At 57.4% G+C, this 21,460-nt stretch carries 20 protein-coding genes and 1 tRNA gene; 5 read left to right on the top strand and 16 right to left on the bottom strand.

The genetic code is table 11. The features are described 5' to 3' along the window. Positions 1-56 precede the first annotated feature (56 nt). On the bottom strand, positions 57-1,526 hold the full coding sequence (gene gltX, locus J3348_RS09240) for a glutamate--tRNA ligase (RefSeq protein ID WP_082210819.1): 1,470 nt from the start codon (positions 1,524-1,526) through the stop codon (positions 57-59). Positions 1,527-1,710: 184 nt separating this feature from the next. On the opposite strand from gltX, the gene J3348_RS09235 reads away from it, so the two are divergent. Further along, a complete protein-coding gene (locus J3348_RS09235; protein ID WP_207698823.1) occupies positions 1,711-2,118 on the top strand; it encodes a hypothetical protein in 408 nt (135 codons plus the stop codon). 80 nt (positions 2,119-2,198) lie between these two features. Here J3348_RS09235 and J3348_RS09230 read toward each other — a convergent pair whose 3' ends face one another. From J3348_RS09230 to ruvC, 12 genes are all read right to left on the bottom strand, one after another. Continuing rightward, on the bottom strand, positions 2,199-3,782 hold the full coding sequence (locus J3348_RS09230) for an ATP-dependent Clp protease ATP-binding subunit (RefSeq protein WP_207698822.1): 1,584 nt from the start codon (positions 3,780-3,782) through the stop codon (positions 2,199-2,201). Positions 3,783-3,806: 24 nt separating this feature from the next. Further along, entirely contained in the window at positions 3,807-4,502 is a 696-nt protein-coding gene (locus J3348_RS09225; RefSeq protein WP_097774251.1) for a hypothetical protein, read from the bottom strand. Positions 4,503-4,576: 74 nt separating this feature from the next. Beyond that, the gene (locus J3348_RS09220; protein ID WP_207698821.1) at positions 4,577-5,809 is read right to left on the bottom strand and encodes a DUF5711 family protein; all 1,233 of its coding nucleotides are present in this window, start codon (positions 5,807-5,809) and stop codon (positions 4,577-4,579) included. 12 nt (positions 5,810-5,821) lie between these two features. Continuing rightward, on the bottom strand, positions 5,822-6,571 hold the full coding sequence (gene truA / locus J3348_RS09215; protein WP_097774249.1) for a tRNA pseudouridine(38-40) synthase TruA: 750 nt from the start codon (positions 6,569-6,571) through the stop codon (positions 5,822-5,824). A 103-nt stretch (positions 6,572-6,674) separates the two neighbouring features. Further along, complete coding sequence (locus J3348_RS09210) at positions 6,675-7,490, bottom strand: energy-coupling factor transporter transmembrane component T (RefSeq protein WP_207698820.1); 816 nt, start codon at positions 7,488-7,490, stop codon at positions 6,675-6,677. Continuing rightward, positions 7,484-8,404 (bottom strand): energy-coupling factor transporter ATPase, encoded by a 921-nt coding sequence (locus J3348_RS09205; protein WP_207698819.1) that lies wholly within the window; start codon positions 8,402-8,404, stop codon positions 7,484-7,486. The genes J3348_RS09210 and J3348_RS09205 overlap by 7 nt, the downstream gene beginning before the upstream one ends. A gap of 15 nt (positions 8,405-8,419) precedes the next feature. After that, positions 8,420-9,259, bottom strand: a complete 840-nt coding sequence (locus tag J3348_RS09200; RefSeq protein WP_154256810.1) for an energy-coupling factor transporter ATPase — start codon at positions 9,257-9,259, stop codon at positions 8,420-8,422. A 189-nt stretch (positions 9,260-9,448) separates the two neighbouring features. Next, positions 9,449-10,324 (bottom strand): class I SAM-dependent methyltransferase, encoded by an 876-nt coding sequence (locus tag J3348_RS09195; protein ID WP_207698818.1) that lies wholly within the window; start codon positions 10,322-10,324, stop codon positions 9,449-9,451. A gap of 29 nt (positions 10,325-10,353) precedes the next feature. Beyond that, positions 10,354-11,709 (bottom strand): phosphoglucosamine mutase, encoded by a 1,356-nt coding sequence (glmM, locus tag J3348_RS09190; RefSeq protein ID WP_207698817.1) that lies wholly within the window; start codon positions 11,707-11,709, stop codon positions 10,354-10,356. A 157-nt stretch (positions 11,710-11,866) separates the two neighbouring features. Then, positions 11,867-12,922, bottom strand: coding sequence for a Holliday junction branch migration DNA helicase RuvB (gene ruvB / locus J3348_RS09185; RefSeq protein WP_005943473.1), 1,056 nt, complete (start codon positions 12,920-12,922; stop codon positions 11,867-11,869). A 3-nt stretch (positions 12,923-12,925) separates the two neighbouring features. Next, complete coding sequence (gene ruvA / locus J3348_RS09180; protein WP_097781213.1) at positions 12,926-13,537, bottom strand: Holliday junction branch migration protein RuvA; 612 nt, start codon at positions 13,535-13,537, stop codon at positions 12,926-12,928. Positions 13,538-13,644: 107 nt separating this feature from the next. After that, positions 13,645-14,157, bottom strand: coding sequence for a crossover junction endodeoxyribonuclease RuvC (gene ruvC / locus J3348_RS09175; RefSeq protein ID WP_005943476.1), 513 nt, complete (start codon positions 14,155-14,157; stop codon positions 13,645-13,647). Between the two features lie 232 nt (positions 14,158-14,389). On the opposite strand from ruvC, the gene J3348_RS09170 reads away from it, so the two are divergent. From J3348_RS09170 to J3348_RS09160, 3 genes are all read left to right on the top strand, one after another. Beyond that, positions 14,390-14,465 (top strand) — tRNA-Val (locus J3348_RS09170). A 379-nt stretch (positions 14,466-14,844) separates the two neighbouring features. Beyond that, positions 14,845-15,228, top strand: coding sequence for a hypothetical protein (locus J3348_RS09165; RefSeq protein ID WP_207698816.1), 384 nt, complete (start codon positions 14,845-14,847; stop codon positions 15,226-15,228). A gap of 242 nt (positions 15,229-15,470) precedes the next feature. After that, positions 15,471-17,078, top strand: a complete 1,608-nt coding sequence (locus tag J3348_RS09160) for a recombinase family protein (protein ID WP_242702929.1) — start codon at positions 15,471-15,473, stop codon at positions 17,076-17,078. A 403-nt stretch (positions 17,079-17,481) separates the two neighbouring features. Here J3348_RS09160 and J3348_RS09155 read toward each other — a convergent pair whose 3' ends face one another. Continuing rightward, positions 17,482-17,835, bottom strand: coding sequence for a cupin domain-containing protein (locus tag J3348_RS09155; protein ID WP_113992257.1), 354 nt, complete (start codon positions 17,833-17,835; stop codon positions 17,482-17,484). Between the two features lie 142 nt (positions 17,836-17,977). Here J3348_RS09155 and J3348_RS09150 point away from each other — a divergent pair, with 142 nt between their 5' ends. After that, a complete protein-coding gene (locus tag J3348_RS09150) occupies positions 17,978-18,310 on the top strand; it encodes a helix-turn-helix domain-containing protein (protein ID WP_005943481.1) in 333 nt (110 codons plus the stop codon). Positions 18,311-18,601: 291 nt separating this feature from the next. Here J3348_RS09150 and J3348_RS09145 read toward each other — a convergent pair whose 3' ends face one another. Both J3348_RS09145 and J3348_RS09140 read right to left on the bottom strand, forming a co-directional pair. Then, positions 18,602-20,182 (bottom strand): lipase, encoded by a 1,581-nt coding sequence (locus tag J3348_RS09145; protein WP_207698815.1) that lies wholly within the window; start codon positions 20,180-20,182, stop codon positions 18,602-18,604. A gap of 153 nt (positions 20,183-20,335) precedes the next feature. Beyond that, positions 20,336-21,217 carry a LysR family transcriptional regulator gene (locus J3348_RS09140; RefSeq protein ID WP_005943485.1) on the bottom strand — a complete coding sequence of 294 codons (882 nt, stop codon included), beginning with the start codon at positions 21,215-21,217 and terminating at the stop codon, positions 20,336-20,338. Positions 21,218-21,460: the final 243 nt, after the last annotated feature.

Raw genomic sequence — 21,460 nt, 5'->3', positions numbered from 1 at the left:
AAAAAGCCCTGCAGCGTTCAAAAATGCTGCAGAGCTTTGTGGTTTTATGGCAAAAATCAGCCGTTCAGCTTTTCAATTGCCGCTTTTACGCGGGCAAGGGTGGTTTCGCGGCCCATCATGCAGGCAAGGTCGGTGCCGCCGCCGGGGGTGCGCTGCTTGCCAGAAAGGGCAATGCCCAGCGGGTACAGCAGCCAGCCGTTCTTCTTGCCCAGCTCCTCAGCCTTGGCCTTGCAGGCATCGAAGACGGCATCGCGATTGCCAAAATCCAGTGCTTCGTCGCTGAGCACAGGCAGCAGGGCTTCCAGTGCCTCCTTGGCGGTCTCCGGGGTGGTCTTCTGCTTCTTGTTGGCGTACATGCTCACATCGTACTCGGGCATCGCATCAAAGAAATCCAGCTGCTCCGGGATCTCGCCCAGCACTTCGCAGCGGGGCTGCAGGTTTGCGCACAGCAGCTTCTTGTCGATGGAGGTGTGCACGGCCTTGTCGATCCACGGCTCCGCCTTCTTCTGGAACTCTTCCGGGGACAGGCGGCGGATATATTCCGCGTTGATGGCCCGCAGCTTGAGGGGATCGAAGATGGCCGGAGACTTGGAGATGCCGTCCGGAGACCAGATCTTGACCAGCTCCGGCAGGGAGAAGATCTCCTGCTCGGCATACTCGCCCTTGGGGCTCCAGCCCAGCAGGCAGATGTAGTTCAGCACGGCCTCGGTCAGGTAGCCCTTTGCCACCAGATCCTGATAGCTGGCATCGCCGTTGCGCTTGGAAAGCTTATTCTGTGCATCCTTCATGACCGGCGGGCAGTGGATGTAGGTGGGGATCTCCCAGCCGAACGCCTGATACAGCAGGTTGTACTTAGGGGTAGAGGACAGATACTCGCTGCCGCGGATCACGTGGGTGATGCCCATGAGGTGATCGTCCACCACATTTGCAAAGTTGTAGGTGGGCATGCCGTCGGTCTTGATGAGGATCTGGTCGTCCATCTCGCTGTTGTTCACCTCGATGTGGCCGTACACCACATCGTCAAAGCCGGTCACGCCCTCGCGGGGGATCTTCTGGCGGATAACATAGGGTTCCCCGGCAGCAAGACGCTTTTCCACTTCCTCCTTGGGCAGGTCGCGGCAGCATCCGTCATAGTGGGTCATCTCACCGTTGGCGCGCTGCTCGGCGTGCAGGGCTTCCAGACGCTCCTCGGTGCAGAAGCAATAATATGCCTTGCCCTCAGCCACCAGCTGCTCGGCATACTGCTTGAACATGCCCATGCGCTCGCTCTGCACATAGGGGCCCACGGGGCCGCCGATGTCCGGGCCTTCGTCCCACAGCAGGCCGGTCTCCCGCAGGGTGTTGTAGATGACATCCACCGCACCCTCCACATAGCGGCCCTGGTCGGTATCCTCGATGCGCAGGATGAAGGTGCCGTCCTCGTGCTTTGCCATCAGGTAGGTGTACAGGGCAGTGCGCAGGTTGCCAACGTGCATATAACCCGTGGGCGACGGCGCAAAACGGGTGCGGACTTTATTGCTCGGCATAGAAAAACGCTCCTTTATTCTCATGCAAAAAATTTGCGGATAGCTATGTTTTATTGTACTGATTCTGCGCAGTTTTGTCAATGCGGGATAACATCATGCATTCACATCTAACCCTTTTCCTTTTGTTCGCAACATGCTATACTTGATTCAACAAATCGAAAGTTGACAAAGGAGTTGAGCTGATATGAAAAAGAAAATCATCCTATTGCTGTCTGTTGTGATAATTCTTTTGATGGGCATTGTTGTATGGTTTAATATTCCACTCGACTTGATGGACTTAGACCCTAATGAGGTCATGGAAATAGTTGTTTTCAATGGCAATAGCGGAAACGCAACACATATTACCGACAAAGAGCAGATTCAGCATATTGTCGAAAATTTGAATGGCGTCGAATTAAAGCGGTCAAAGCCGTCTTTGGGATATATGGGATATAGTTTCAAAGTTACTATTTATTTGTCTGATGGCAACGAGGCAGGCGATTGGAATAATTTTATTATCAATTCAGATGATACAATTAGAAAAGATCCATTTTTCTATTCTGTTACAAAGGGAAATATTGATTACAGCTATATTGAAGGTATCGTAGAATAACAAAAATTCCAGTTTGCCGTACAGCGCCAAACAGCGGAAAAGCCCCTGCATTCCAAAACGGATGCAGGGGCTTTTTTTGTTTACTTCAAGATGATCTCGCCGTTTTCACCGGCATCCACCACAAGGGTGCCGCCGGATGCCAGCGTGCCGTCGATCAGGCGCTCGGCGGCGGGGTCTTCCACGGCTTTGCGAATGACGCGGCGCAAATCGCGCGCACCAAACTTGCCGCCCTGACTCTTTTGCACCAGAGCCTTGAGCGCTGCCGGGGTGTAGCTGTAAGCGATGCCCTTGGCCTCCATGCCGGGCTTGTACTCGTCCAGCATCAGGGCCGCAATGCCCTGCAGGGTCTCCTCGGTCAGGGGCTTGAAGGCGATCACTTCGTCCACGCGGCCAAGGAACTCCGGCCGCAGGAACTGGGCCAGCGCCTTGCGGGTCTTTTCCTCGCTGAGCTGTTCCTCGCTCTTATTGAAGCCAAGCCCACCGGTACTCTGGTCGCTGCTGCCGGCGTTGGAGGTCATGCAGATGACCGGGTGGGCCAGATTGCAGCAGGCGCAGGCTTCGTCCAGCAGGTCGATGGCCTTATCGGGCAGGAAGCGGTCGGTGATATAGCGCTCACTCAGGGTGACAGTGGCAGAAAGCACATCGGCAGGCACCTGCACATGATGGTGCTGCTCGTAGTAGTGCTTGATGCCGTTCATCACAGCAAGGGTATCGGCCACGCTGGGTTCTTCCACCCGCACGGGCTGGAAACGGCGTTCCAGCGCCTGATCCTTCTCGATATACTTGCGGTACTCGTTGAAGGTGGTGGCACCGATGACCTGAATTTCACCACGGGAGAGGGCGGGCTTCAGGATATTGCCCGCGTTCATGGCACCCTCGCTCTCACCGGCAGAGGTGATGGTGTGGATCTCGTCGATGAACAGGATCACATTGCCTGCGGCCTTCACCTCGCTCAGCAGGCCCTTGACCCGCTGCTCGAACTGGCCGCGGAACTGGGTGCCTGCCACAAGGCTGGTGAGGTCCAGCAGATAGATTTCCTTATCCTTCAGGCCGATGGGCACATCCCCCTTGGCAATGCGCTCCGCAATGCCCTCGGCAATGGCGGTCTTGCCCACACCGGCTTCGCCGATGAGGCAGGGGTTGTTCTTCTGGCGGCGGCTCAAGATCTGGATGGTGCGGTAAATTTCGCGGTCGCGGCCAATGATATCGTCCAGTTTTCCTTCCCGGGCCTTGCGGGTCAGATTCTCGCAATAGGTATCCAGAAATTTGCGCTTAGGCGGCTTTTTGCCGTTTTTGCGGTCGGCCTTTTTGTCGCCATCTTTCTTCTCGCTGCTGGTAAAGCCCAGTGGGAAGGTGGCATTGCTGCCGGGGATCAGATCTTCGTCCATGCTGTCCGGGTCAGCATCCTCGCCGCCGTTCGCCATGTTCATCATCATGGAGAGCGGGTTTGCATCGCCCATCTCCTCCATCATGCTTTCCATGCGGTTCTCCATGTTATCAAGATCCTGATCCGACATGCCGAACTGCTTCATCAGATCGTCCACCGGCTTGATGTGCAGCTCACGGGCGCAGTGCAGGCAGTAGCCCTCCTGCTTCATCTGACCATTGTCCATCCGCTGGATGAAGATGATCGCCGGACGTTTCTGGCATCGAATACAGACCATAGTTCCTCCTTTATGCAAAACCCTTTACAGGAAAGGGTTGAAGAGATTGAAGATTTTGTAGTAAAGACTGCTGCTCATCACCGTATCGTTGAGCACATTCAGGTTGCCGCCTGTGATGACGATGATGCCCCACAGGATGCACAGCACCAAATAGATATCCAGCAGCGCTGTGGCACCGCCCACCAGCCAGCCAAGGCCGCGGTTTACCGTGCCAATGACCGGCAGCTTGTTCACAAGGCCCAGCACCGTGACCAGCATACTGACCAGCAGGCGCAAAAGCGCGTAGAACAAGAAGAACAGCACCAGCGTGATCACCGGTGTGAGCAGCGGCTGCAGCACGTTTTCCACAATGGAATCGGCCAGCACCACCGCGTTATCGGCCAGCACAGCGCCAATGGAGCGCTCGCAGGCTGCCACGATGGAAGCGCGGAAAGAAGCAGGCAGGAAGCCCGCATACTTTTCCGCAATGCCGGAAAGGTCTACCGCACCGCCCGCAGCAATGTTTGCTGCGATCTGGGTGCGGAAGCCGCCTGCCAGCATGTGTTCGAACACCCAGCCGGCGCAGGCAGCGGAAAGCTCCTTGGCCCCCAGCAGACTGAACAGGTTGCCCACCAGCTGCACAATGGACGAAAGAAAGCCCTTGCGCGCATAGCGCACCACCAGAATGATCCATGCTGCCGTGCATATGATATCAAAAAGAAATGACGGATTCTTGAACATACCTTGTTTTCCCTGTTATTTTTATCACTTTCCCCGCAAGAGTGCTATTTACGCATGATCTTCTCACCCAAAAATCACTGTCCGCTGGAAGCTGTCTGCTCCGGCGGTGTGACCACCTGCACCGTGTTGCCGCTGAGCACCATGATCTGCTTGCCCTCGATCAGCGCCCGGGGCCGGGCCGAAAGCGGCTGGCTCCACTGGAACTCGCCCACACTGTTGAAGCGCTCCACTGTGCTGTCGGTGAGCAGGTAGAAGCCGTCGTTCTTTGCCCGGATGATCTGGCTGGCCGAGAGCACGCTGCCGCTGTAACCCACGGTCAGCTCCCCGTCCAGCAGCACCGCCGTGCTGGTCTGGCCATTGCTCAGCAGCAGGGCCGCACCGTTACTGGTGTTAGACACGCTGACGAGGGTGCCGCCGCCAAAATCGTAGCTAGCGCGTTCGCCTGCGCTGCCGCCGCTCGTGTTGTACAACACGGCGCGGTTCTCATAAAGCACCAGCAAAAAGCCGTTGGACATCCAGCCCATCCACTGGGGCACACTGTTCTCGGAGCCAAGGCATACCGGGTCGCCCTGCGAGAGGGGCAGTACATAAAGGTTCGTGGTCAGCTGGCCGCCCACCGCCGATACAGCGGCCACGGCAAGGCGGCGGCTGTCCGGCGCAAAGGCCATGCGCAGCGGGGTGCCCTGCTCACTGGTCAGGTTCCACACCAGCTGCTGCTGCATACTGGAATTGTAAACGGTCAGCTTTGCCACGCTGTCGGTGCTGTCGGTCACAACAGCCACCTGTCCGGCATCTGCCACGGCGCACAGCGAGATGGTGCTGTCCATGGTTTTTGTATAAAGGTTCTGGGTGCGGCTTTCCACCCGAAGCTCATTGCCGGAGCGGTTGTACAGCACAAAGCGGGTCTTGCCTGCAGCAATGGCCGGGCGGGCATAGCCGCTCTGGATGCTGTTCAGGCGGGTGCCGCCAAGACTGTATACCACGCAGCTGTCGCCGCCCATCTCCACAAAGCTGCCAGACATCTGCGCCACCGCATCCGGGTCGGTGATGCCGGTCTGCTGCGGCCAGCCTGCGGCTGGTGCCAGCGCGATGACGGCAGTATCCACAAGGTCTTTTGCGCGCGCAATGGAAGACCCCACTGCGCCGGTGGCAAACAGGACAAGGATGGTCAGCACCGCTACGATGATGACGGTGCGGCGGATGCGCCGTGTGCGCACCCGGGCCCGGGCGGCTTCCAGATATTCGACGCGTCCGGCAGAAAGCGGCTCCCCTTCGGCGGAATGTCCGCCGCGGCGAATTTTGCTCATGAATGGTTCTCCTTACAGATCATACTCCACACACTTCAAAAACAGGCCCTTGGCGGGCAGGGTCGGCCCGGCGCGGCTGCGGTCACGGCTTTCCAGAATGGCGGGAATTTCCGCCGGGTCCAGCCGGCCTGCGCCCGCTTCGCACAAAGTGCCTGCCAGAATGCGCACCATGTTGTACAGGTAGCCGTCGGCGGTCACTTCAATGTCGATCTCGTCCCCCTTGCGGGTAACATGACAGTCCGTGATGGTGCGCACGGTATCGCCATGGGCTGCAGCGGAAGAGCCCGCCGCGCACAGGGCCAGAAAATCGTGCCTGCCCACGAACTGCTGCGCCGCCGCCTGCATTCTGGCTTCGTCCAGATGCCGGGGCACCCGGGTGTAATAAGCCGCGTCAAAAGGCGAGTCGATGGGGTGGTTGTGGATGCGGTAGAGATAGGTTTTGGTATGGGCCGCGTACCGGGCATGGAAATCCTCCGGCACCACCTGCGCGTCCAGCACCCGGATGTCCGGCGGCAGATGTTGGTTGAGCGCCAGCGGGAGCTTTGCCGCCGGGATGCGGGTATCGGCGTGGAAGTTGAGCTTGAAGCCCAGCGCGTGCACCCCTGCATCGGTGCGGCTGCAGCCCTTGATATCGGGGCGGCTACCCAGCACGGCCTGCAGCGCATCCTGAAAGGTTTGGGCCACGCTGCGGCCATTGGGCTGCACCTGAAAGCCGCAGTAATTGGTGCCGTCGTAGGCAAGGGTAAGTAAAAAGTTCTGCATGGAACTCCTTCCGTCACGGCTTTGCCGTGCCACCTCCCTCAAAGAGGGAGGCTATAAGGCCCCCTCCTCGAGGGGGCTGTCGCCGAAGGCGACTGGGGGAGTTTTAAAAATTCGGGAACACCAGCCGGGAGGCAAGGATCACTGCAAAGCAGGCGATGCACACGGCAAGGTCGATATAATCCTGCTTTTCGCAGCGCAGCACCTTCAGGCGGGTGCGGCCGTCGCCGCCCCGGTAGCAGCGGCATTCCATGGCCATGGCCAGCTCGTCCGCGCGGCGGAAGGCCGAAATGAACAGCGGGATGAGCACCGGCACCAAGGCTTTTACCCGGTCGGTCATCTTGCCGGTATCCAGCTGGGCACCGCGGGCTTTCTGGGCGTTCATAATTTTGTCCGTCTCCTCAATGAGGGTGGGGATGAACCGCAGGGCAATGCTCATCATCATCGCCAGCTCGTGCACCGGGAAGTGCAGTTTGCCCAAGGGCTTCAGCAGCTGCTCGATGGCATCCGTGAGCACGATGGGGCTGGTGGTGTAGGTGAGCAGGCTGGTGCCCGCGATGAGCGCCATGACGCGCACTGCCATCAGCACAGCATAGCGCACACCCTCGGCATAAATGGTCAAAAACCAGATGTGCACCAGCGGTTCGCCCTCGCCCGACACAAAGAACAGGTTCAGCACCGCTGTGAAGATCACGATGGGCAGGATGGGCTTTAAGCTCTTCATGATCATTTTGCCGGGAATTTTTGCCACCTTGTACATTGCTGCAAGGAACAGAATGGAAAGGGCAAGGCCCAGCGGATTGGAAGCTGCAAACAGCAGCACAATATAGGCGATGGTCAGCACCAGTTTCAGGCGCGGGTCGAACCGGTGCACCAGACTGTTGCCCGGGAAGTGCTGGCCAATGGTGATATCTCTCAGCATCCGGCAGCGCCTCCTTCCTTCTTTGCTTCCCGCGGGAGCACAAGGCTCTCGCCTGCCTCCCGGCGGCGCTTGGCCTCCAGGATCATCTTGACCGCATAGGGGATGGTGTACACATCAGCGGGCACATCCACACCCATCTCCCGCAGCTTGAGGAAGATCTTCGTCACCTGCGGCACGGAAAGCCCCAGCTCCAGCAGCTCCGGAGCGCGGGCAAAGACTTTTTCCACGGTGTCGTACATGGCAATTTTCTTGTTGCTCATCACCAGAACGCGGTTGGCGTACTTGGCAATGTCCTCCATGCTGTGGGACACCAGCAGCACAGTGGTGCCGGTCTTTTTGTGGTACTCCTTCACCTCGCTGAGGATGTCGTCCCGTCCCTCCGGGTCAAGGCCCGCAGCAGGCTCGTCCAGCACAAGGATGCGGGGCTTCATGGCCATAACGCCCGCCACGGCCACCCGGCGCTTCTGGCCGCCGGAAAGCTCAAAGGGACTGCGCTCCAGCAGGGCCGGGTCAAGGCCGACAAAATCGGCGGCTTCATGCACGCGGCGGTCGATCTCGGCTTCGTTCAGACCCATGTTCTTGGGGCCGAACGCGATATCTTTATAACAGGTCTCCTCGAACAGCTGGTACTCCGGGTACTGGAACACCAGACCGGTGAGGAAGCGGAAGTCCCGGATCTTCTCCGGATCTTCCCACAGGTCGCGGCCATCGATATAAATTTTGCCGCTGGTAGGCTTGTTCAGGCCGTTCATGTGGGTGATGAGGGTGCTCTTGCCGGAGCCGGTGGCCCCGATGATGCCCACAAAGTCGCCCTCTTCCACCGTAAAGCTCACGTCGTCCAGCGCAGTGACCGCATTGGGCATGCCGGGGTTGTAGACGTAGCTCAGATGTTCTACTTTGATGATATCTGCCATTTGCGTCTGCCCCCCTTACTGCAAAAGCTCGTACAGAGCCTGTGCGCATTCGCCGGTGTCGATGATGCCCTCCGGCATCGGGATGCCGGCCTTCACCAGCTCGTCCCGCAGCTCTGCAGCCTGCGGCACATCCAGATGCAGGGAGCGCACCTTCTCGGTCTGGCTGAACACCTCTTTGGGGGTGCCCTCCATCACCACATGGCCCTTGCTCATCACCAGCACACGGTCTGCCTGCGCAGCTTCCTCCATGTAGTGGGTGATGGACACCACGGTGATGCCCATATTCCTGTTCAGGTAGTGGATGGTCTGCATCACCTGCTCACGGCCCCGGGGGTCCAGCATGGCGGTGGCTTCGTCTAATATCAGGCAGTCCGGCCGCATGGCAACAACGCCTGCAATGGCAACGCGCTGCTTCTGGCCGCCGGAAAGGTTGTGGGGTGCGCGCTCGCGGTACTCATAGATGCCGGCCATCTTCATGGAGTCGTCCACGCGGCGGCGCATCTCTTCGGGCGGCACACCGAGGTTTTCCAGTGCAAAGGCAACGTCTTCCTCCACCACGGTGGCAACGATCTGATTGTCCGGGTTCTGGAACACCATGCCCACGGTCTGGCGGATATCATAGAGCTTGTCGTCGTCTGCGGTGTCCATGTCCTCCACGTAGACCTTGCCGCTCTCCGGCAGCAGGATAGCGTTGAAGTGCTTTGCCAGCGTGGACTTGCCGCAGCCGTTGGCACCCAGCACGGCCACGAATTCGCCGCGCTTTACTTCCGTTGAGACACCGTCCAGTGCGTAAACCGGCTGGTCGCTGTCGTAGCGGAATTTCAGATTTTGTGCTGTTAAAATCGTCTCTTCCATTTGTGTTTCTCTTTCTGGTGGTGCGCCCCTCTGAAAGGGGCTGTACCCCAAATCTCAGATTATTTTATAAACTCCCCCAGCCACCTGCGGCGGCAGCCCCCTCAAAGAGGGAGCCTTTTGGTTTTCTGCCGTCAGAAAGCCTCCCTCCCTGAGGGAGGTGGCATCGCGAAGCGATGACGGAAGGAGTATTTATTCTTCCCAGATGGCGGTTGCGCCGCAGGGCACCACGCCGCCGGTGGCAGAGACCGGCAGGCCGATCTCGTCGCAGGAGGTCTCGCCGCCAAAGCGGGGCACCAGCGTGGTCTTGAGCATATATTCCATGACCGCCGGGGACAGGCCTGTGGTGTAGCTGTTCACTGCAAAAAACAGCGGCGTATCGCTCAGCACCTCTTCGCACTGGCTAATGAGGTCGTAGATGCAGTCCTCCAGCTTCCAGATCTCACCGCCGGGGCCGCGCCCGTAGCTGGGCGGGTCCATGATGATGCCGTCGTAGGTGTTGCCGCGGCGTTTTTCGCGGGCAACGAACTTGGCACAGTCGTCCACCAGCCAGCGGATGGGCCGGTCGGCAAGGCCGCTTGCCGCAGCATTGTCCTTGCCCCACGCCACGATGCCCTTGGAGGCATCCACATGGCAGACGGTGGCACCTGCCGCCGCACAGGCCAGCGTGGCACCGCCGGTGTAGCCGAACAGGTTCAGCACCTTTACCGGGCGGCCTGCGGTACGGATCTTTTGGGCGTACCATGCCCAGTTGACGGCCTGCTCCGGGAACACGCCGGTGTGCTTGAAGCCGGTGGGGCTGACGATGAGGGTGAGCTTATCCTCGCCCTCGCCGCAGCTGATCTTCCACTTTTCGGGCAGACGGCGCTTGTACTCCCACTCGCCGCCGCCCTGATTGGAGCGGTGATAAACAGCATCTGCCTTTGCCCATAGCGGGCTTTGCTTGGGCGTTTTCCACACCACCTGCGGGTCCGGGCGGATGAGGATGGTCTCACCCCAGCGCTCCAGACGGTTGCCGTCGGTGGCATCCAGCAGTTCATAGTCTTTCCAGGTATCTGCAGGGCGCATAGCGTCCTCCCTTCTCTTTTATCCGTTTCTTACTGGCCCAGAATGCGCTTGTTGATCTTATCCACGATGCGGTCGGCGCAGCGGTGGATGGCGTCCAGATCCTGCCCTTCCACCATCACGCGGATCTTCGGCTCGGTGCCGGACACCCGCACCAGCACGCGGCCCATGCCCATAAGCTTCTGCTGCTCGTTCTCAATGAAACCGGCCAGCACTTCGTCCTCTTTGTAGGCTTTTTTCTGGGCGGCGTTGGCGGTCACATTCACCAGCACCTGCGGATACTGGGCGTAGATGCCGTTCAGCTCGCTCATCTTCTTGCCGCTCTCAGCCAGCAGCTTGAGCAGCTTGCCGGCGGTCAGCTCACCGTCGCCGGTGGTGGCATGGTGCAGCAGGATGACATGGCCGCTCTGCTCGCCGCCGATGGCAAAGCCGTTCTCGCGCATGTTTTCCAGCACGTAGCGGTCGCCCACGGCGGTCTTTTCGGTGTTGATGCCCTGACTCTCCATATATTTGATGAAGCCCAGATTGGACATGACCGTAACCACGGCGGTGTCGCCGTCCAGACGGCCTTTTTCCTTCATGGTCATGGCCAGCAGGGCAATGATCTTGTCGCCGTCCATCTCCTGACCCTTTTCGTCGCAGCCAAGGCAGCGGTCGGCATCGCCGTCAAAGGCAATGCCGCAGTCGAAGCCGCCCTTTACAACAGCCTTTTCCAGATTTTCCAGATGGGTGCTGCCCACGCCCTTGTTGATGTTCTGGCCGTCAGGCTCAATGCCGATGAAGGTGCACTTTGCGCCCAGACGGGGGAACAGCTTCTGCGCCACAGCGGCAGAAGCACCGTTTGCACAGTCGATGCAAACCCTCAGGCCGGTCAGGTCGCCGTGGATGGACTCATACAGGTGATCCACATAGTCCTGCAGGCCGTCATCGCGGCGGTACACACGGCCCACCTCGGCACCGGTCTTCAGCTCAATGCCCGCGCAATTGTTGTCGATGTAGGCTTCGATCTGGTTCTCCACCTCGTCCGGCAGCTTATAGCCGGTACCGGCAAAGATCTTGATGCCGTTGAACTCCATCGGATTGTGGGAGGCAGAGATCACGATGCCGGCATCGGCATTGTACTTGCCCACCAGATAGGCCACAGCGGGCGTTGGCAAAACACCCAGACTTTCCACATCCGCACCCACGCTGCACAGACCGGCCGTCAGGGCTGCTTCCAGCATATCGCCGGACTGGCGGGTGTCCTTGCCGATCAGGATGCGCGGACGGTGGCCGGTGCTGCCGGTCAGCACCGCAGCAGCGCCGCGGCCGATCTTCATTGCCAGCTCACAGGTCAGGTCTGCGCCTGCAACACCGCGCACACCATCGGTTCCAAAATATTTTCCCATAATAATACCCCACTTTCTATAGAAAGAAGAACCCTCTCAGTCAATGCCTTGCGGCATTGCCAGCTCCCCCAAAAGGGGGAGCTTTTTGGCATCTTTTGGTTTTTCGCTCATGAAGCTCTCCCTTCGGGAGAGCTGGACGCGAAGCGGCCTGAGAGGGTCAGAACAAACTCTGCTGCCCGTTGTCCTCGGGCGCAGCGGCCTCCGGCGCTTTCAGGCCCAGATGTTCGTAGGCCAGCCGCGTTGCGCAGCGGCCCCGGGGCGTCCGGGTCAGAAAGCCCATCTGCATCAGATACGGCTCACACAGGTCTTCCAGCGTGACGGATTCCTCGCCGAGGGCCGCCGCCAGCGTTTCCAGACCCACCGGGCCGCCGTTGTACATTTCAATGATCGCACGCAGCATACTGCGGTCCAGTTCGTCCAGACCCAGTGCGTCCACGTCCATCCGCTTGAGGCCCATCAGGGCCACATCCCGGTCAATGATGCCGTCGCCCAGCACGGTGGCAAAGTCGCGGATGCGCTTCAAAAAGCGGTTTGCCACGCGGGGCGTGCCGCGGCTGCGCTTGGCCAGCTCGTAAGCGCCTTCCGGCGTGATGGGCTGGTCGAGGATGCCTGCCGAGCGCTGGATGATCTTGCTCAGTTCATCCGGGCTGTACAGCTCCAGCTTGAGCAGCACGCCAAAGCGGTCGCGCAGAGGGCCGGTGATCTGGCCTGCACGGGTGGTGGCACCCACCAGCGTGAACCGCGGCAGGTTGATGCGGATGCTCTGGGCGCTGGGGCCTTTGCCGATCATGATATCCAGCGCATAGTCTTCCAGTGCCGGATACAGCACCTCTTCCACCTGACGGGACAGGCGGTGGATCTCGTCGATGAACAGTACATCGCCCTCCTGCAGATTGGTGAGCAGGGCAGCAAGGTCGCCGGGCTTTTCAATGGCCGGGCCGCTGGTAATACGGATCTGTACGCCCATTTCATTGGCAATGATGCCTGCCAGTGTGGTCTTGCCAAGGCCCGGCGGACCGTAGAGCAGGATATGGTCCATCGGTTCGCCGCGCCGCTTGGCAGCTTCCAAGTAAATTTTCAGGTTCTGCTTGACCTTTTCCTGCCCGATATAGTCTTCCAGATGCTGCGGGCGGAGGTTGTTTTCCTCGCTGTCCGCCGCCGTCATGCCGGGCTGCATCATTTTTGCGCCGTACAGCGCAGTTTCGTCCTGCATTCTTTACCTCCTGCCTGCCATGCTGCGCAAGGCCAGTTTGATGATCTCTTCCACGGGCAATGCCGCGTCGATCTTGGAAACGGCAAGCGCTGCTTCGCTCTGGCTGTACCCCAGCGACACCAGCGCCGCAATGGCCTGACTGCTGCCCTGAGAAGCCTGTGTGTCGGCGGAAGCGCCTGCCACATCCTCCAGCGAGATGCCGTCCACAAAGCCCTTGGCGACCTTGTCCTTCAGCTCCAGCACGATGCGCTGTGCAAGCTTCGGCCCCACGCCGGAAGCCGCCTTGAACGCCTTGTGGTCCCCCGCCGAGATCGCCAGTGCCACGCGGTCCGGCTCCATCACACTCAGGATGGCAAGACCCACCTTAGGCCCCACGCCGGACACGGCGGTCAGCATCTCAAAGCAGGCCTGCTGCTGCTCGGTGGCAAAGCCGTAAAGGCTCACGTCGTTCTCGGTGATGCTCATCACGGTATAAATGGTGGCTTCCTTGCCCACGCCGGGCAAGGCCCCGGCCACGCTGGCCGGGCACTGGGCATAGTAGCCTACACCGCCGCAGCTGAGCACCACCGCGTTCATGCTTTTTTTGACGATTTTTCCTGTCAGACAGTAGATCATTTAAAGCCCTCTCAGTTTCTGTGTCGGCCAATTTTCCTCTGTTCAGCTCGCCCTTCGGGAGAACTCCGGTGCCGCGCCGCTGCAGGCGGACGGAACCGGTGAGAGGGTCAGATCGGCCCGGCCACACGGCGGACAAAGCGGTTGAGCTGGTTGCCGTTGGTGTGGCAGAAGGTGATCGCCATAGCCAGTGCATCGGCGGTATCGTCCGGCTTTGGCACGGCGGGCAGATGCAGCAGCACGCGGGTCATCTCCTGCACCTGCTTTTTCACGGCCTTGCCGTAACCGGTAACAGCCTGCTTTACCTGCATGGGGGTGTACTCGTAGATGGGCAGGCCTGCCTGCGCTGCCGCCAGCAGGATCACGCCGCGGGCTTCCGCCACGCCGATGACCGTGGTCTGATTGTGCTGGTAGAACAGCTTTTCGATGGCAAGCACCTCGGGCCGGGTGCGCTCGATCACCTCTTTGATGCCTGCATACACCTCGTCCAGACGGCGCTCGAACGGCACGCCCGCGTCGGTGCACACCGCACCGAAATCCACCGGCGCAAACCGGTTGCCTGCGTAATCCACCACGCCCCAGCCCACGATGGCGTAGCCGGGATCGATGCCCAAAACTCTCATGCTGCAAATACCTTCCGATACTATTCCTATTATAACTTTATTATTATATCACAACAAAACAGTGTGAGCAACAGAAAACCTTTCGCATGCCGCCGCCAAATGTGCGCTGGCGCGTAAAAAGGGCAGTCAGCGCCCCTGCCTTTAAAAAAGTTTTACAATTTTTGAAAAAGCACTTGCTTTTTGGCAGAAGGTATGGTAATATAATCAAGCTGATTTCGGCAAAACAGAATATGGACGGTTAGCTCAGCTGGTAGAGCATCTGCTTGACGTGCAGGAGGTCACAGGTTCGAGTCCTGTACCGTCCACCATACAGTTCGTACTCGAACCCGATTCTTTATGAAAAAGGGTTCGGGTACGTTTTTTGTTTACAGGAAGTTCTGCGGAGGGAGTACGTAGAACGGTAAGCAGGAGCAAGTAAAGGCAGGGTATCACCATGGCGGTGGTGCCCTGCCTTTTTGCTTTGTATTTCCCTATATTGCGCTTTTCGGACTAATCGCTGCGTACGTCCGTACATGGTCGGTACGCACGTACGCAGGAAAAAGGGCAGGGTCTGATATATAACAGTAGTCTTTTATTGTGTAATATGATATACTCAAGTCAACATAACAATTGTGAACGAGCGCAATTTCAAATGGACATCAATCGTATTTTAAGTGAACGAGCCATCTAAAAAAGGAGGTATTTGCTATGAAAAAAACGTCGAACATTTGGGTTCGCAGAGGTCTTTTGCTTCACCGTTTGCATGGACAGGAATTGGCATTAGCTCTCCTATTAAAGCAAAAACCGATGTCTGCTCCACAAATTTACTCGTCCCTTTTGGAAAAAGAAATACGCTTTGACCGCAAGAAGATTGGAAAACTTTTGGCAGACCTTGAATGGTGGGGAGTTGTCTCTAACGATAGTGGTGTATATAGCTGCCAATGTGCTGTGCTGGATAACTGTCAAGAGAGCTATAACGAGGGCCAGTTGATTGATTTGATTGGGTTGACTCAAAACACTGTGAATGGCCAATCTTTTTATAGTTCTATACCTCCGATGAGCGTCAGTTCTCGTGGACCCAGTGGTGCATAATTGTGTGATTTCCAAATAGTAAGAAGCAGGGTTTGGGGCAGGCACGCCCCAACAAGAAGCTGTCCCAAAGTGGCAAGAATTTTCAAGAATTGAAAATTTGTGGCCACGGGACGATTCTTGCTCTCCCCTTTTTCGCTGCGTTTCGCAATTTTCACATTTCAATCTGCTCGCAGATTGTTGACAAGCTGCGCTTGACCCGATACTATAAAGGCAAGTCGAATACACGCCAAGGAGGTGCAACCATGACCGCCGTGATCTACGCCCGCTATTCATCCGACAGCCAGCGTGAAGCGTCCATTGAAGGACAGCTACGCGACTGCAAGGACTACGCCGAGAAGAACGGCATCACCGTGGTCGGCACCTACATTGACCGTGCCTACTCTGCCAAGACGGATGACCGCCCGGACTTTCAGCGGATGATTAAGGACAGCGCGAAGAAAATCTTCGATGTGGTTCTGGTCTGGAAGCTGGACCGCTTTGCCCGGAACCGATTCGATGCCGTGAACTACAAGTACCAGCTGGAAAAGAACGGTGTCCATCTGGTGTCTGCCATGGAACCCATCTCGCAGGGGCCTGAAGGCATTATGGTGGAGAGTATGCTGATTGGCATGGCGGAATACTATTCCGCCGAGCTCGCCCTGAAAGTGGCGCGCGGTGAGCGCGAAAACGCCCTCCAGTGCAAGTACAACGGCGGTGTGGTGCCGCTGGGCTTCACCATCGGCAAGGAGGACAGGCTGTACCATATCGACCCGGAGACGGCTCCCATCGTGCAGGAGATCTTCACCCGGTACGCCGACGGCGAACCGGCTGAGAAGATTGCAGCATCCCTGAATGAGCGCGGCCTGCGTACCCGCACCGGGAAGCCGTTCGTAAAGAACAGCTTCTTCCAGATCTTCCGCAACCGCCGCTACATCGGCGAATACCGCTACAAGGACATTGTGACGCCGGGCGGCATTCCGGCTATTGTTGACCAGGATTTGTTCGACCGGGTGCAGCAGCGTTTCGAGCAGAACAGGATCGCCCACGGTCGGCCTGCAAAAGAGGATGTGAGCTATCTGCTGACCACCAAGCTGTTCTGTGGCAAGTGCGGCACCCTGATGGGTGGCGAAAGCGGCACCAGCCACATGGGAAACACCTACTATTACTACAAGTGCGGCAACGCCAAGCGCCACGGCAAGGCGCACTGCGACCTGAAAGCTATCCGCAAAGAGCCGTTGGAACGGTTCGTGGTGGAGACTGCCATTAAGGTGATTTTCAGCGATGAAATCATCGAACAGCTGATAGATTTGATTATGGAAGCCCAGCAGCAGGAGAACACCCGACTGCCTGTTTTGAAAGACCAGCTCCGGGATACAGAGAAGCGGCTGGCAAACCTTCTGGAAGCCATTGAACAGGGCATCCTGACCCCGACCACCAAGCAGCGGCTGGACGAACTGGAAGCCCGGAAAGAAGCTCTGAACACCAGCATTCTGGAAGAAGAGCTGAAAAAGCCCGTCCTGACCCGCGAGTGGATGCGGTTCTGGTTTGAAAAATTCCGCAAGGGTGACATGAGAGACATGGAGCACCAGCGGCAGATCATTGATACCTTTGTCAACTCGGTCTACGTCTTTGACGACCGGGTCGTGCTCAATTTCAACTTCACGGACGATTCCAAAACCATCTCCCGTGAAGAGGTGTTGGGTTCGAGTGCTGTGGAGAATGCTCCACCAAAACAAGAGCCTCTGACTTTGGTCAGGGGCTTTTTTGTTGCGTCATCCACTAACCCACGTCAGAGCCGGACGGTACAGAACTCGAACAGCACGGCACCGCCGCAGGCGGGGCAACAAACACCCCAGTGGGGTGTTTGTTAGTGCGCGGTTCCCAACGGCTAGGAATGTCTACCAAGAAAGATGCCGCCAGACCATTCGGTCTGGGGGCTTTTTTTCGTGGTGGGCGGTACAGGACTCGAACAGCAGCGGAGGCGACCGCCGCCTGCGGCGGAAACAGGGAGCCGAGGCTGGGACAGCGTTCTGATTTTTCAAAGCCCTGCCAAGGGGCTGCGGAAAAATCAGCAAACGCAACCCGTACAGGCGCCAGCCGTCAGATTCCGTCAAGGTTCCCAACGCCTAGGAATGTCTACCAAGAAAGATGCCGCCAGACCATTCGGTCTGGGGACTTTTTTCGTGGTGGATGGTACAGGACGAGAACCGGAACGAGCAAAGGCAGGGTATCACTATGGTAGTGGTATCCTGCCTTTTGCTTTGATATGTTTTATCAGTAGATCACAGCATCCGTTGCAGTATAGCCTTCGAGAGAATTCTCCTTGACCTGAATACAAATATAAGTGATCTCAGAATTGCTTGCAGCAAAGAACTGGCGCTTTGCCATGGGAGAAATCTTCAGCCAGTCGCCTGCTGCAAGGCTGATTTCTTCGCCATCGATAACGACCTTGCCTTTGCCGGAAAGAACACCGTAGATTTCCTCATTTGCCTTGTGGGAGTGAACAAATGGAACATTTGCTCCCGCAGGAAGCGTATTCAGGCTGATCTCCGCACCAGTCAGGGCGAGCTTTTCATGAAGCTCCGTCCGATTTTCTTTTCCAACTGTCATTTTTGTGTAGCTTGCCATTGTAAGCACCTCCAATTTGATTCGCAATCTTTCATTGCCTGAGCTAAGTATAGAAGCTCACACATTCAAAAACAAGTACGCACCTTTTTGTAACTGTACACTCAAAAATGAATGTGCTATACTATACACAGAGGTGACTGATATGCGTACAAAAGAAGAACTGCCGGAATGTCCGGTTGCAACAGCAGTATCCCTGATTGGCGGAAAATGGAAACTCTTGCTTCTGCGCAATCTGAAAGAGCGTCCATGGAGATTCAATGAGTTGCAAAGAAGCATCGACGGGATCTCGCAGAAAGTTTTGACCGAGAGCTTAAGACAGATGATTGATGATGGACTTGCCTACCGCCGTGATTATCACGAGAATCCTCCCAAAGTAGAATATGGGTTGACCGATCTCGGAACGGAAATGTTACCAATTGTCAATGCACTTGCAGACTTTGGCAATTACTATAAATCAGTCGTTGATCGGTCATGATCGATATTATGAAGCAGGGTTTGGGGGCTCCGCACGCCCCAACAAGAGCGCTTCGGAAACTCACAAGAGTTGAAGAGTTTTGGTGGGCGGTACAGGACTCGAACAGCACGGCACCGCCGCAGGCGGGGCAGCAGAACGGTCCTGCGCCAGCAAATAGCACAAAACCCGGAACCTTTTCAGGGCCAATGGCTCAAAAAGGGTTCCGGGTTTCTGATTTTGCGCTATTCCTTTGTGCAAGCTGCTATCGCATTTTTATTTTGCAACAGCCCCTCTTTTTTATTTCCGGAGATTTTATTTTCGGGTATAGGCTTCCATGCCGTGCTCGGCGGGGTCGTAATATTCCATCAGGGTGATGTAGTTTTCCGGGTAGTGGCAGAATGCCGCACGCAGAACGCTGTCTGCCGGGCTGTTCACGCTCATCAGGCTGAGGATGTAGTACACCAGCATCCGCAGCACATCGCTCTCCACCTCGTAGCACAGACCCACCGCCAGCACCGGCACCACCACCTGCTGCGCCCGCAGCGGCACGATGGCCCCCACCTGCTCCAGAATGGGTCGGCTCATGGCCGAAGCCGTCATCACGCAGCGCAGCACCTTCGTCCACGACATTTTACGGATGTTCTCCATGCTGCGCAGCCGTTCCATCACAGCTTCATCGTCCAGGATCACGCCCTCGGCCGCCTCTTTCTCCGAGAGGGTAAAGGCACACTGCAGCATATCCATAAAGGCAGCTTCATATTTTTCGTGGTAATTTGCGGCGCTTTTGCAGAACGCCAGAGCCGCCGCGATCACCGAATCCACATCTTCCTTTGTGGCCAGCTGGTCGAACCGCAGCGGCACGCCGCCCATCCGGCTCTCGATGATGCTCAGATCATCCAGCTCGTTCTGGTACGCCGTGGAGGGCAGAAAGCGGTCGTTTCCGTTGCGGTGGTAGCCCCACTCTTCCGGCATCACGCGGGCCACGATGTCGCCGCTGGAAATGATGTTGAAGATATTGCTTACATCCCAATCCGTTTTCAGTCCGCCGTCTGCAGTGTGGTCGTTGTCGTAGTCCGCCTGCAGATCCGGGCGGTCCACTGCCGTCAGTGCCGCCGGTGCGGCAAAGGTGTAAACAAAGGTATTTTCCTGCGCGATCTGCGGCAGCTGCTGCCGGATGCGCGCCGCCGTCAGGTTTGCCACAGCCGCGCCGCGGCTGTAGCCGCCCAGCCAGAGCTTGATGGTGCCCAGCGTTCCCGCTGCAGCCTCGGCTTTTTTCAGGTAGTCCTGCAGATCCTCAAAAAAATGCTCTGCTGCTGTCACAAAGCCATAGTGCCCGCCGCCTTCGCCCACATGCAGGTTGCTGGCCCACTCGGCACCATAGCCGACACCGCGCAGCATGGCTGCAATAATGGTGGTGCGCTGGCCATCCTGTACCAGTGTTTTCTGCGCAAAAGCACAGCCCGCGGTGTCCACCGGGGTGTTCAGGCTGCACTGGTAGCCCGCATAGACCGCATTGGCAAAGCCAAGCTTCTGGTAGGCATCCGCAATGCTGTCCTCACGGCCCGCTTCACCCTCCACCCAGTAAAGCGCATCGCTCTGGTAGGTGTTGCCGCTTGCCGCCACAAGGCCCAGCGTTGCCAGTGCCAGCTTGTGGCTGTACTGCAGCGCCGTGTTCTCAAAAAAGGCATCTGTATAATAAAAATCGTGGGAGAGATCTGTTTCGCTGTGGTCGCTGCGGAAAGCAAAGGAGTAGTAATCCTCCGGCACCGCACTGCCCACCACAGCCTGTGCGGCCTGCGGCAGCAAAGCCTCTGCCGCCGCGTGCGGGGCCAGCACGCCTGCCACGGCAGCTGCTGCCGCCTTGCAAAAGGCACGTCGTTTTATGGTCTTCATCTTTCTGCTCCAATCAAGGCTTCTGCATAAAACCAGCCTGTTTTTCTAAGTATAGCGGATTTTGCACGCTGATACAATCGCTCTTTCTTAATAAAAAAACAGTCCATGCTCCACACACAGACTGTTTTATGGTATAGTATAAAGGTGTCCGGCTCACCTCAGCTCGATCTGCCTGCAGTAGTCCACGATGTGGTGGAACATCTGTTCCACTGCCGGGGCCATTGCGGCGGGGCGCTGCACAGCCAGGCCCACCACACGGTCTTCCTCTGGCTCGATGGGATAGATTTTGATCGCAGCCTTGCAGTCGCGCAGCAGCATCTGCGGCATGATGGAAATGCCCAGACCTGCTTCCACCATGGCGATGTTGGACTGGTCGTCGATGACATGGCAGCGGCGCTCGGTGCCGATCTTATATTTTTTCAGGAACTGGCGCATTTCAGCATCGGTGGCATCGCACTGCACAACGAAGCTTTGGCCGTTCATCAGGGCGGGAGTCATCACGCCGTTTTCCGGTTCGGGCCAGTCCTGCGGCACGATGCACAGCAGCGGCTCGCGGAACAGCTCGGTGAGGTTGAACTCTTCACGGCAGGTGGAGGAAAGGAACGCGATATCCACCTGACCGGTTCGCAGCCATTCCTTCACATCGTCGTAGGTGCCCTGATACACCTCGATCTCGATCTGCGGGTAGTGGGTCATAAAGCTTTTGAGCAGGCCCGGCAGCAGCGAAGCACACACCGAGTTGAATACGCCCAGCTTCACCTTGCCCTTTTCCAGGCCGTTCAGGCGGGCGATGCTCTGCTTGAGGGCCTCGTCGCTGTTGAGCACATCGCGAATAGAGGGATACAGGGATGCGCCGTAGCTGGTCATGGATACGCCGTTCTTGCCGCGGTTGAACAGAGCAAAGCCCAGCTCCTCCTCCATTACGGCAATGGCGTGACTGATGGCCGATGGGGTCAGGTGCAGCTGCTGTGCCGCCTTGTTGAAGCTGCCCTGCCGGGCCACAGCATCAAAAATCTCGTAGGAAAAAAGCGTCATGCCCAAAGCCTCCTTCCGTTTTTACTGGTTCGGAGACGCCCGATTCTCTGTGAATCTTTTTCATCTTTCATTTGAGATAGTTCAATTATCTTCTTGATTGTACTATCCCGCGCCTTTTCTGTCAAGCATTTTTGCCCGATTTATGCGCCTTTCCGGCGTATTTGGTCAAGGATGACGCAGGAGCCTGCCAGCCTGCGCCGTATTATTAAAAAAGCACAAAAAGTAGATTTTTTATCAAGTGAG

Origin of the sequence: Faecalibacterium sp. Marseille-Q4896 (assembly GCF_017377615.1) — a bacterium.
GTDB lineage: Bacteria > Bacillota > Clostridia > Oscillospirales > Ruminococcaceae > Faecalibacterium > Faecalibacterium taiwanense.
Note: the sequence above shows the minus strand (reverse complement) of the source record. Positions and strands in the feature narration are given on the sequence as shown.